We start from the raw sequence: 13,013 nt of genomic DNA on the forward strand, positions 1-13,013 counted from the left end.
AACTAATCTTTCCCTGATGAGGCTAAAATACGTTTTACTGTGTCTACCTGTATCTTTGTTGACATATCGATCTCGATATTGACTCTTTCTCCTTCCCTTTTCTTTCCTAAAGTCGTCCTTTGAAGAGTCTCAGGAATCAATCCCACAGAAAACGTATCACTATCAACTGACACTAGCGTTAAGCTGATACCATCAATTGCAATAAACCCTTTTTCAAAAAGGTACTGAGATAATTCTTTGGAACCACGGAAATAATAACGATTTTCTTTTATCAAGAAAATCTCTGCTGTTCCAAAAACATGCCCAGAGAGTAAGTGACCTCCAATCGAGTCTCCCATTTTTAATGCAGCCTCTAAGTTCACTTGATCGCTACATCTTTTTTCTCCCAAAGTCGTACAAGCTAGAGTTTCTGGAATCACATCAAAAAAGATCTTACTTTCATTGCATGATGTTAAAGTCAAACAGACTCCATCTACGGCTACGCTATCCCCTGTAACCAGAGGGGTGACAAATAGTGGCGTGCTCTTAATTCCTAAACTCAGACCATTTCCTTGAGCTTCAAAAAAACACACTTCACCTAATTCTTGAATAATTCCTGAAAACATCCCACCCCATTTAACAACAGAATCTTTACAACAAAAGCTTTCCTAGAGTAGAGTATGTTTTTTTCGTCTCAATAAGCAAAGCAATTTTGCACAGAAATTTAAGATAATACGAATCCCTAAAGCCGTTTCTTTAGAGAAGTATTTCCTCTACCCTTGATTTCCTAGAAAAAAACTTTGCAACTATAGTCTCTTATATTTATCCTGATCTAAAAATTCGGTTTTTCTTAGACTACCTTAACCTAGGAGGTAGCTCCCATGCAGTGTCCTTTTTGCAATCATGGGGAGTTGAAAGTTATAGATTCAAGAAACGCTCCAGAAGCTAATGCAATAAAACGCCGTCGGGAATGCTTAAAGTGCTCCCAACGTTTTACGACCTTTGAAACCGTTGAACTTACTTTACAAGTACTAAAACGTGATGGTCGCTACGAAAATTTTCAAGAATCTAAATTAATTCACGGTCTGAACGCAGCTTCTAGCCACACACGGATTGGTCAAGACCAAGTTCATGCTATAGCTTCTAATGTTAAATCTGAACTCTTAGGTAAACAAAATAGGGAAATTTCTACCAAAGAAATTGGCGAACTAGTAATGAAATATCTTAAAAAGGCTGATATGATTGCCTACATCCGATTTGCCTGCGTTTATCGTCGATTCAAGGACGTTGGTGAATTAATGGAAGTTTTATTGTCAGCAACTCCAGATATGGAAAAATAGTTGAATTTTATAAGGAGCAAGGTTGTGCCGTTATCAGATGACGAAATAGAACAGTTTAAAAAAAGACTTTTGGAGATGAAGGCAAAGTTATCGCATACTCTAGAAGGGAACGCTCAAGAGGTAAAAAAACCTAACGAAGCTACAGGATATTCTCAGCATCAAGCAGACCAAGGTACCGACACCTTTGATCGGACTATTAGCCTAGAAGTCACTACAAAAGAATATGAGCTTCTAAGACAAATTAATAGGGCTCTAGAAAAAATTAATGAGTCTTCTTACGGGATTTGTGATGTCAGCGGAGAAGAAATTCCTCTCGCTAGGTTGATAGCCATTCCCTATGCTACCATGACAGTCAAAGCTCAAGAGCAGTTTGAAAAAGGACTCCTATCTGGAAATTAAGTTCTATGGCAACTCGTTTTCGTAGCACACTATTAGTGATTACTCTGTTTGTTTTAATCGACTGGGTCACCAAGCTTGTTGTCTTATTACAATACAAAGATCTCCAAATTTTAACGCACCCCACCTTATATACTCATAGTTGGGGGCGGTTTTCATTTTCAATTGCTCCTGTATTTAATGAAGGGGCTGCTTTCGGTCTCTTTTCAAATTATAAATATTTCTTATTCCTTCTGCGGATATTTGTGATTCTTGGCCTCCTGGCCTATCTTTTTTTTAAAAAAAAATCTATACAATCTACAACGCAGACTGCTCTAGTCCTTCTCTGTGCAGGAGCTATAGGAAACGTCGGGGATATTATCTTTTACGGCCACATAGTCGATTTCATTTCTTTCAATTATAAACAATGGGCATTCCCCACCTTTAACGTTGCCGATGTATTGATTTCTCTTGGCACTCTGCTCCTTGTTTATAAATTTTATTTTCCTACAAAACAAACTGAAAAAAAGAGATAATATAGATCTCTTCAAGAGAAGCTAAGATATTTTTTTAAAACTGTTATGAACCGTCTTCTATCGCTTTTATCCGTCTTTGATGATTTTTTCTGGTCCTATGTGGCCTTTATTCTAATCATTGTTCTAGGTGTAAGTTTTTCCTGGAAGTCGCGATTTTTTCAATTCACGAAGTTCTCTCAGTTTTGCAAGCTTTTCCGTTATTACTCTCAGAATCCTCAAGAAAGAGAAACAAAGCAAGGTGTCCATCCTCTAAAAGTATTTTTTGCCTCCGCAGGCGGAAATATCGGCATAGGGAATGTCGTAGGAATTGTCACAGCAGCATGTATCGGTGGACCCGGGGCTCTTTTCTGGGTGTGGATTGCTGGGATCTTTGGTTCTATTGTTAAATATTCTGAGGTCTATCTCGGAATCAAGTTCCGTAAGTTAGATCGTGATGGCGTCTATCAGGGCGGGCCTATGTATTTTCTTATAAAGGCGTTCAAAACCCCTGTCGTGTCTGTTATTGTTGCGATTCTTCTCTGCATTTATGGAGTGGAAATCTATCAATTTTCAGTCATCACTGACAGCCTTGCCCACTGTTGGAACCTACCTAAAGTCTATCCGATGTTAGGTCTACTCTTCCTTGTTTTCTATGCAATTCGAGGAGGCTTGCAGCGTATAGGAAAAATTTGTTCTATAGTTCTTCCTTTCTTCATGCTCTTATACTGTGCCCTATCCCTCTACATCCTCGTTAAAGAGTTTCATACCCTTCCACACCTACTTTCCACAGTATTTTCTTCTGCATTTAAAGGTCAAAGTGCCCTTGGAGGATTTGCAGGCTGTACTGTAGCCACTACGATTCATCAAGGAATTTCACGAGCAGCCTATTCTGGGGATATCGGTATAGGCTTTGACTCCATCATTCAGAGTGAAAGTTCTGCTAAAGATCCTAGCACCCAAGCGCAACTCAGTATTGTTGGGATTGCCATAGATAACCTGATCTGTACTCTGAGTCTTCTCATGGTGCTTGCTTCGGGCTCCTGGTCTCTGGGATTAGAGAATGCTTCCCAAGTAGTAGAACACACTCTAGCAAGCTACTTCCCTATGGTGAAGTTCTTCCTCCCCACCTTCTTCTTTGTTACAGGCTATACAACCATCATCTCCTACTTCCTGGTTGGGAAGAAGTGTGCAAAGTTTCTTTACGGAAACACAGGGGCAAAGATCTATACTCTCTATGGTCTTCTGATTCTTCCCTTATTTTGTTTCCTCAGCCAAAACACAGCTTTGTTGATCATGTCTGTATCTGGAGCCCTACTCCTTTGCTTTAACCTCTTAGGAGTCTTCATCTTAAGAAAAGAAGTTATCTTCCCTGCAAGGGCTGCTTCTCTCACAGAAACTTCTCTTTCTACAGAATAAAAAATTTACCTTATTCATACACAATGAGATAAGAAGTTTTAATTTTTATTAATAAATTAAAAGATTAGTTTTAGAAAAAAACACTTCATAGAAAGTAAAATAAAAGAATAAAAGTTGTAATTAATTTTTTTACTTTTTATGGATAACTATCTCCTCGGAAGCTTGATTTTCTGTTGTGTACTTCTATCAATAGGGATGTGCACGATTTTCGTGATGACGATCTGCTTTCTACGCCAACTCAATAAAATCCTTAAAAACATCCATCGGGTGACTACAATTTTAAATTTTGAGGCTAAGATCCTAGCTCCTTTGATGTTAGGGAAAAAGCTTCTCTGTGGATGGCTAAAGAAAAGAAAAAATCGCGGCTCTCTGTCTGAAGACATTGACGAACTCTTAGATGAGAAAAAGCAGAGAAGCTGGAAAAAAAACTTAGACCAAGGAATTAAATGGTGCGCAGCACTGGTCCTCATTTGGAAAGTGTTTCGTAATAAAGATTAAAACATTGAGGGATATCGTTATGTTCAGGAACAACCACAAACCTAAAAAAACTAAGTGCAAACGATTTCGCTGGCTACGGGGTGTTTTATTCGGTGGATTCATAGCTACGTTATTAACATGCTTGTTTACTCCCAAAAGTGGCGTCCAACTGCGGAAGAAAATCCTCAAAGTAAAAAACTCTGGGGCAAAAAAAAGTAGAGTGTTCTTTAAAAATTCCAAGCAACATACCAAGTCATTCGTAAAACAAGCGAAGTTGCTAGCTAAGAATATCTCACACGAACTTCAAGATTTTAAAAAGGGAATCCTCGACGACAAAGATTAGAGTTGCTATTAAGAAGCTCTGTATGATTGAGATATCTTCTCAGGGCTTTTTTTCATTTAAAAGCACATAAATAGAGGCTCTCTCCGAGAAATGCCATTCTCGAGTCAACTTTTTATTTCCGTGTATTTATTTTTCTGTTCTATGTAAGTTTAGATCTGTATAAGGCTATAACTTATTAGGACTCCGACATATGAAGCAGATGCGTCTTTGGGGATTTTTATTTCTCTCTTCCTTCTGTCAAGTTTCTTATCTACGAGCAAACGATGTTCTCCTCCCTCTATCAGGGATTCATTCTGGAGAAGACCTTGAACTCTTTACTCTACGCAGTTCCTCCCCAACAAAAACTACGTATTCTCTACGCAAAGATTTTATTGTTTGTGATTTTGCAGGAAATTCTATTCACAAGCCTGGAGCTGCATTCCTGAACTTAAAAGGCGATCTATTTTTTATAAATAGCACTCCCCTAGCGGCTCTTACCTTTAAAAACATTCACTTAGGAGCTCGCGGTGCTGGGCTCTTCTCGGAATCCAATGTGACCTTCAAAGGCCTGCACTCTCTCGTTCTCGAAAACAACGAAAGTTGGGGAGGCGTCCTCACCACATCTGGCGACCTTTCCTTCATAAATAATACCAGTGTGCTTTGTCAAAACAACATTAGCTATGGACCTGGAGGAGCGCTACTCTTACAAGGAAGAAAAAGCAAGGCTCTCTTTTTCAGAGACAATCGAGGAACAATTCTATTTCTGAAAAACAAAGCCGTGAATCAAGATGAATCCCATCCTGGGTACGGAGGAGCTGTAAGTAGTATAAGTCCTGGCTCCCCGATTACCTTCGCTGACAACCAAGAAATCCTATTCCAAGAGAATGAGGGCGAACTTGGTGGAGCCATTTATAACGATCAGGGTGCCATAACTTTTGAGAATAACTTTCAAACCACAAGCTTTTTCTCTAACAAAGCTAGTTTCGGAGGAGCTGTCTATAGCCGCTACTGCAATCTCTATTCACAGTGGGGCGATACCCTATTCACTAAAAACGCTGCTGCAAAAGTAGGCGGAGCCATCCATGCGGATTATGTTCATATAAGAGACTGTAAAGGAAGCATCGTCTTTGAGGAGAACTCAGCAACAGCTGGAGGGGCAATCGCAGTAAATGCAGTTTGTGACATTAATGCTCAAGGTCCTGTTCGCTTTATAAATAACTCTGCGTTAGGACTAAATGGTGGTGCTATTTATATGCAGGCTACTGGATCTATATTGCGCTTACATGCAAATCAAGGAGATATTGAATTTTGTGGAAATAAAGTACGATCGCAGTTTCATTCACATATAAATTCCACTTCAAACTTCACAAATAATGCCATTACTATCCAAGGAGCGCCTCGAGAATTTTCGCTCAGCGCGAATGAAGGACATCGCATCTGTTTCTATGATCCTATAATTTCTGCAACAGAAAACTATAACTCTCTGTACATCAACCATCAGAGACTTTTAGAAGCCGGGGGTGCTGTGATCTTTTCAGGAGCACGCCTATCTCCAGAGCATAAAAAAGAAAATAAGAACAAAACTTCGATTATAAACCAGCCCGTACGTCTCTGTTCTGGAGTCCTTTCTATAGAAGGGGGCGCGATTCTTGCTGTTCGTTCTTTTTATCAAGAAGGAGGTCTTCTTGCTCTCGGGCCAGGTTCTAAACTGACCACTCAAGGGAAAAATTCTGAAAAAGATAAAATTGTCATCACAAATTTAGGATTCAACCTAGAAAATCTAGACTCTTCGGATCCTGCAGAAATCCGAGCTACAGAAAAAGCCTCTATTGAAATTTCTGGAGTTCCTAGAGTCTATGGTCACACAGAATCTTTCTATGAAAATCATGAGTATGCCTCCAAACCTTATACAACTTCGATTATTCTATCTGCCAAAAAACTTGTTACAGCTCCCTCTAGGCCAGAGAAAGACATCCAAAATCTCATCATCGCTGAATCTGAGTATATGGGCTACGGCTATCAAGGCTCATGGGAATTCTCCTGGTCTCCTAACGACACTAAAGAAAAGAAAACCATTATAGCCTCTTGGACTCCTACAGGAGAATTTTCTTTAGATCCGAAGCGCCGTGGATCTTTCATTCCCACAACCTTATGGTCGACATTCTCTGGGCTGAATATAGCATCGAATATCGTGAATAACAATTACCTCAACAACTCCGAGGTCATCCCCCTGCAACATCTCTGTGTTTTTGGAGGCCCTGTCTATCAGATTATGGAGCAAAATCCTAAACAGAGCTCTAACAATCTCTTAGTTCAACATGCGGGTCATAATGTTGGAGCTAGAATTCCTTTCTCTTTCAATACCATATTGAGTGCTGCACTTACTCAACTCTTCTCTTCTTCATCACAACAAAATGTTGCTGATAAGAGCCACGCGCAAATATTGATAGGGACTGTATCTCTTAATAAAAGTTGGCAAGCACTATCTCTTAGATCTTCATTTAGCTATACGGAAGACTCTCAGGTAATGAAGCACGTATTCCCCTATAAAGGGACCTCTCGAGGATCTTGGAGAAACTACGGATGGTCCGGATCTGTCGGCATGTCTTACGCCTATCCTAAAGGAATCCGCTATCTAAAGATGACTCCCTTTGTTGACCTTCAGTATACAAAGTTAGTACAAAATCCCTTTGTGGAAACGGGTTATGACCCTAGATATTTTTCTTCCTCGGAGATGACGAACCTATCTCTACCGATAGGTATCGCTTTAGAAATGCGCTTTATAGGCTCGCGTTCTTCCCTATTTCTCCAAGTCAGCACCTCGTACATTAAAGACTTACGTCGGGTCAACCCACAATCTTCAGCTTCCTTGGTGTTAAATCACTACACGTGGGATATCCAAGGAGTCCCTCTAGGGAAAGAAGCTCTAAACATTACCTTAAATAGCACGATTAAGTACAAGATTGTGACTGCCTATATGGGGATTTCTAGCACCCAACGAGAAGGCAGTAACCTTTCGGCAAATGCTCATGCAGGCCTCTCCCTTAGTTTCTAGAAGTTAGCACTATAGAAATAAAAGAAGACTTAAAAAGCGCGTGGTTATCATTCAAACACGCGCTTTTTTATCCCTTGCCTAATTTATCCATCTGATTTATCTATCACTTATCGAGTTTGTGAATATATCTGATAGGTTTTCCTCTATGAAGTGGCTACCAGCTACAGCTGTTTTTGCTGCCGTACTCCCCGCACTAACAGCCTTCGGAGATCCCGCGTCTGTTGAAATAAGTACCAGCCATACAGGATCCGGGGATCCTACAAGCGACGCTGCCTTAACAGGATTTACACAAAGTTCCACAGAAACTGACGGTACTACCTATACCATTGTCGGTGATATCACCTTCTCTACTTTTACGAATATTCCTGTTCCCGTAGTAACTCCAGACGCCAACGATAGTTCCAGCAATAGCTCTAAAGGAGGAAGTAGCAGTAGTGGAGCTACATCTCTAATCCGATCCTCAAACCTACACTCCGATTTTGATTTTACAAAAGATAGCGTGTTAGACCTCTATCACCTTTTCTTTCCTTCAGCTTCAAATACTCTCAATCCTGCACTCCTTTCTTCCAGTAGCAGCGGTGGATCCTCGAGCAGCAGTAGCTCCTCATCATCTGGAAGTGCATCTGCTGTTGTTGCTGCGGACCCAAAAGGAGGCGCTGCCTTTTATAGTAACGAGGCTAACGGAACTTTAACCTTCACTACAGACTCTGGAAATCCCGGCTCCCTGACTCTTCAGAATCTTAAAATGACCGGAGATGGAGCCGCCATCTACTCGAAGGGTCCTCTAGTATTTACTGGTTTAAAAAATCTAACCTTTACAGGAAATGAATCTCAGAAATCTGGAGGTGCTGCCTATACTGAAGGCGCACTCACAACACAAGCAATCGTTGAAGCCGTAACTTTTACTGGCAACACCTCGGCAGGGCAAGGAGGCGCTATCTATGTTAAAGAAGCTACCCTATTCAATGCTCTAGACAGCCTCAAATTTGAAAAAAACACTTCTGGGCAAGCTGGTGGTGGAATCTATACAGAGTCTACGCTCACAATCTCGAACATCACAAAATCTATTGAATTTATCTCTAATAAAGCTTCTGTCCCTGCCCCCGCTCCTGAGCCCACCTCTCCGGCTCCAAGTAGCTTAATAAATTCTACAACGATCGATACCTCGACTCTCCAAACCCGAGCAGCATCCGCAACTCCAGCAGTGGCTCCTGTTGCTGCCGTAACTCCAACACCAATCTCTACTCAAGAGACCGCAGGAAATGGAGGCGCTATCTATGCTAAACAAGGTATTTCGATATCCACGTTTAAAGATCTGACCTTCAAGTCTAACTCTGCATCGGTAGATGCCACCCTTACTGTCGATTCTAGCACTATTGGAGAATCTGGAGGTGCTATCTTTGCAGCAGACTCTATACAAATCCAACAGTGCACGGGAACCACCTTATTCAGTGGCAATACTGCCAATAAGTCTGGTGGGGGTATTTACGCTGTAGGACAAGTCACCCTAGAAGATATAGCGAATCTGAAGATGACCAACAACACCTGTAAAGGTGAAGGTGGAGCCATCTACACTAAAAAGGCTTTAACTATCAACAACGGTGCCATTCTCACTACATTTTCTGGAAATACATCGACAGATAATGGTGGGGCTATTTTTGCTGTAGGTGGCATCACTCTCTCTGATCTTGTAGAAGTCCGCTTTAGTAAAAATAAGACCGGAAATTATTCCGCTCCTATTACCAAAGCGGCTAGCAACACAGCTCCTGTAGTTTCTAGCTCTACAACTGCTGCATCTCCTGCGGTCCCTGCTGCCGCTGCAGCACCTGTTACAAACGCAGCAAAAGGAGGGGCTTTATATAGTACAGAAGGACTGACTGTATCTGGAATCACATCGATATTGTCGTTTGAAAACAACGAATGCCAGAATCAAGGAGGTGGGGCTTACGTTACTAAAACCTTCCAGTGTTCCGATTCTCATCGCCTCCAGTTTACTAGTAATAAAGCAGCAGATGAAGGCGGGGGCCTGTATTGTGGTGACGATGTCACGCTAACGAACCTGACAGGGAAAACACTATTTCAAGAGAATAGCAGTGAGAAACATGGAGGTGGGCTCTCTCTCGCCTCAGGAAAATCTCTGACTATGACATCGTTAGAGAGCTTCTGCTTAAATGCAAATACAGCAAAGGAAAACGGAGGCGGTGCGAATGTCCCTGAAAATATTGTACTCACCTTCACCTATACTCCCACTCCAAATGAACCTGCGCCTGTGCAGCAGCCCGTGTATGGAGAAGCTCTTGTTACTGGAAATACAGCCACAAAAAGTGGTGGGGGCATTTACACGAAAAATGCGGCCTTCTCAAATTTATCTTCTGTAACTTTTGATCAAAATACCTCTTCAGAAAATGGTGGTGCCTTACTTACCCAAAAAGCTGCAGATAAAACGGACTGTTCTTTCACCTATATTACAAATGTCAATATCACCAACAATACAGCTACAGGAAATGGTGGGGGCATTGCTGGGGGAAAAGCACATTTTGATCGCATTGATAATCTTACAGTCCAAAGCAACCAAGCAAAGAAAGGTGGTGGGGTTTATCTTGAAGATGCCCTCATCCTGGAAAAGGTTATTACAGGTTCTGTCTCACAAAATACAGCTACAGAAAGTGGTGGGGGTATCTACGCTAAGGATATTCAACTACAAGCTCTACCTGGAAGCTTCACAATTACCGATAATAAAGTCGAAACTAGTCTTACTACTAGCACTAATTTATATGGTGGGGGCATCTATTCCAGTGGAGCTGTCACGCTAACCAATATATCTGGAACCTTTGGCATTACAGGAAACTCTGTTATCAATACAGCGACATCCCAGGATGCAGATATACAAGGTGGGGGCATTTATGCAACCACGTCTCTCTCAATAAATCAATGTAATACACCCATTCTATTTAGCAACAACTCTGCTGCCACTAAAAAAACATCAACAACAAAGCAAATTGCTGGTGGGGCTATCTTCTCCGCTGCAGTAACTATCGAGAATAACTCTCAGCCCATTATTTTCTTAAATAATTCCGCAAAGTCGGAAGCAACTACAGCAGCAACTGCAGGAAATAAAGATAGCTGTGGAGGAGCCATTGCAGCTAACTCTGTTACTTTAACAAATAACCCTGAAATAACCTTTAAAGGAAATTATGCAGAAACTGGAGGAGCGATTGGCTGTATTGATCTTACTAATGGCTCACCTCCCCGTAAAGTCTCTATTGCAGACAACGGTTCTGTCCTTTTTCAAGACAACTCTGCGTTAAATCGCGGAGGCGCTATCTATGGAGAGACTATCGATATCTCCAGGACAGGTGCGACTTTCATCGGTAACTCTTCAAAACATGATGGAAGTGCAATTTGCTGTTCAACAGCCCTAACTCTTGCGCCAAACTCCCAACTTATCTTTGAAAACAATAAGGTTACGGAAACCACAGCCACTACAAAAGCTTCCATAAATAATTTAGGAGCTGCAATTTATGGAAATAATGAGACTAGTGACGTCACTATCTCTTTATCAGCTGAGAATGGAAGTATTTTCTTTAAAAACAATCTATGCACAGCAACAAACAAATACTGCAGTATTGCTGGAAACGTAAAATTTACAGCAATAGAAGCTTCAGCAGGGAAAGCTATATCTTTCTATGATGCAGTTAACGTTTCCACCAAAGAAACAAATGCTCAAGAGCTAAAATTAAATGAAAAAGCGACAAGTACAGGAACGATTCTATTTTCTGGGGAACTTCACGAAAATAAATCCTATATTCCACAGAAAGTCACTTTCGCACATGGGAATCTCATTCTAGGTAAAAATGCAGAACTTAGCGTAGTTTCCTTTACCCAATCTCCAGGCACCACAATCACTATGGGCCCAGGATCGGTTCTTTCCAACCATAGCAAAGAAGCAGGAGGAATCGCTATAAACAATGTCATCATTGATTTTAGTGAAATCGTTCCTACTAAAGATAATGCAACAGTAGCTCCACCCACTCTTAAATTAGTATCGAGAACTAATGCAGATAGTAAAGATAAGATTGATATTACAGGAACTGTGACTCTTCTAGATCCTAATGGCAACTTATATCAAAATTCTTATCTTGGTGAAGACCGCGATATCACTCTTTTCAATATAGACAATTCTGCAAGTGGGGCAGTTACAGCCACGAATGTCACCCTTCAAGGGAATTTAGGAGCTAAAAAAGGATATTTAGGAACCTGGAATTTGGATCCAAATTCCTCGGGTTCAAAAATTATTCTAAAATGGACCTTTGACAAATACCTGCGCTGGCCCTACATCCCTAGAGACAACCACTTCTACATCAACTCTATTTGGGGAGCACAAAACTCTTTAGTGACTGTGAAACAAGGGATCTTAGGGAACATGTTGAACAATGCAAGGTTTGAAGATCCTGCTTTCAACAACTTCTGGGCTTCGGCTATAGGATCTTTCCTTAGGAAAGAAGTATCTCGAAATTCTGACTCATTCACCTATCATGGCAGAGGCTATACCGCTGCTGTGGATGCCAAACCTCGCCAAGAATTTATTTTAGGAGCTGCCTTCAGTCAGGTTTTTGGTCACGCCGAGTCTGAATATCACCTTGACAACTATAAGCATAAAGGCTCAGGTCACTCTACACAAGCATCTCTTTATGCTGGCAATATCTTCTATTTTCCTGCGATACGGTCTCGGCCTATTCTATTCCAAGGTGTGGCGACCTATGGTTATATGCAACATGACACCACAACCTACTATCCTTCTATTGAAGAAAAAAATATGGCAAACTGGGATAGCATTGCTTGGTTATTTGATCTGCGTTTCAGTGTGGATCTTAAAGAACCTCAACCTCACTCTACAGCAAGGCTTACCTTCTATACAGAAGCTGAGTATACCAGAATTCGCCAGGAGAAATTCACAGAGCTAGACTATGATCCTAGATCTTTCTCTGCATGCTCTTATGGAAACTTAGCAATTCCTACTGGATTCTCTGTAGACGGAGCATTAGCTTGGCGTGAGATTATTCTATATAATAAAGTATCAGCTGCGTACCTCCCTGTGATTCTCAGGAATAATCCAAAAGCGACCTATGAAGTTCTCTCTACAAAAGAAAAGGGCAACGTAGTCAACGTTCTCCCTACAAGAAACGCAGCTCGTGCAGAGGTGAGCTCTCAAATTTATCTTGGAAGTTACTGGACACTCTACGGCACGTATACTATTGATGCTTCAATGAATACTTTAGTGCAAATGGCCAACGGAGGGATCCGGTTTGTATTCTAGGGTATACAATTAAAGATTTTATGAAATTGAGGATACGGAGAGAGTGGGATTCGAACCCACGGTACGCGTTAACGCACACACGCTTTCCAAGCGTGCTCCTTAAGCCACTCGGACATCTCTCCATATTTATAGATTTTCCAGGCAAAAAGACTTGCCGAGAACATATCTTAACCTTTCCATTTTTATCAACATCCGTCTTACTATGAGAATTTTTTCC

The 13,013-nt window shown here is 41.1% G+C and carries 9 protein-coding genes and 1 tRNA gene; 8 read left to right on the plus strand and 2 right to left on the minus strand.

Features of this window, described 5'->3' with window-relative positions; all coding sequences use genetic code 11:
- Window positions 1–2: 2 nt before the first annotated feature.
- Window positions 3–605: a riboflavin synthase subunit alpha gene (locus tag CPB_RS02695; protein ID WP_010883170.1), complete on the minus strand. Its 603-nt coding sequence runs from the start codon at window positions 603–605 to the stop codon at window positions 3–5.
- 255 nt (window positions 606–860) lie between these two features.
- On the opposite strand from CPB_RS02695, the gene nrdR reads away from it, so the two are divergent.
- The 8 genes from nrdR (at window position 861) to CPB_RS02735 (ending at window position 12,796) form a co-directional block, all read left to right on the plus strand.
- Complete coding sequence (gene nrdR / locus CPB_RS02700; protein ID WP_010883171.1) at window positions 861–1,319, plus strand: transcriptional regulator NrdR; 459 nt, start codon at window positions 861–863, stop codon at window positions 1,317–1,319.
- A 24-nt stretch (window positions 1,320–1,343) separates the two neighbouring features.
- A complete protein-coding gene (locus CPB_RS02705) occupies window positions 1,344–1,718 on the plus strand; it encodes a TraR/DksA family transcriptional regulator (RefSeq protein ID WP_010883172.1) in 375 nt (124 codons plus the stop codon).
- A gap of 5 nt (window positions 1,719–1,723) precedes the next feature.
- Window positions 1,724–2,230 (plus strand): signal peptidase II, encoded by a 507-nt coding sequence (gene lspA, locus CPB_RS02710; RefSeq protein WP_010883173.1) that lies wholly within the window; start codon window positions 1,724–1,726, stop codon window positions 2,228–2,230.
- Window positions 2,231–2,275: 45 nt separating this feature from the next.
- A complete protein-coding gene (locus CPB_RS02715) occupies window positions 2,276–3,625 on the plus strand; it encodes an amino acid carrier protein (RefSeq protein ID WP_010883174.1) in 1,350 nt (449 codons plus the stop codon).
- A 138-nt stretch (window positions 3,626–3,763) separates the two neighbouring features.
- Entirely contained in the window at window positions 3,764–4,123 is a 360-nt protein-coding gene (locus CPB_RS02720; protein WP_010883175.1) for a hypothetical protein, read from the plus strand.
- A 19-nt stretch (window positions 4,124–4,142) separates the two neighbouring features.
- On the plus strand, window positions 4,143–4,445 hold the full coding sequence (locus CPB_RS02725; RefSeq protein ID WP_010883176.1) for a YtxH domain-containing protein: 303 nt from the start codon (window positions 4,143–4,145) through the stop codon (window positions 4,443–4,445).
- Between the two features lie 190 nt (window positions 4,446–4,635).
- Entirely contained in the window at window positions 4,636–7,479 is a 2,844-nt protein-coding gene (locus tag CPB_RS02730) for a polymorphic outer membrane protein middle domain-containing protein (RefSeq protein WP_010883177.1), read from the plus strand.
- A 145-nt stretch (window positions 7,480–7,624) separates the two neighbouring features.
- A complete protein-coding gene (locus tag CPB_RS02735) occupies window positions 7,625–12,796 on the plus strand; it encodes an autotransporter domain-containing protein (protein WP_010883178.1) in 5,172 nt (1,723 codons plus the stop codon).
- Between the two features lie 35 nt (window positions 12,797–12,831).
- Here the strand turns inward: CPB_RS02735 and CPB_RS02740 are convergent.
- Window positions 12,832–12,918: transfer RNA gene (locus tag CPB_RS02740), tRNA-Ser, on the minus strand.
- Between the last annotated feature and the right edge of the window lie 95 nt (window positions 12,919–13,013).

This window comes from Chlamydia pneumoniae TW-183 (assembly GCF_000007205.1).
In the GTDB taxonomy this organism is placed as follows: Bacteria; Chlamydiota; Chlamydiia; order Chlamydiales; family Chlamydiaceae; genus Chlamydia; species Chlamydia pneumoniae.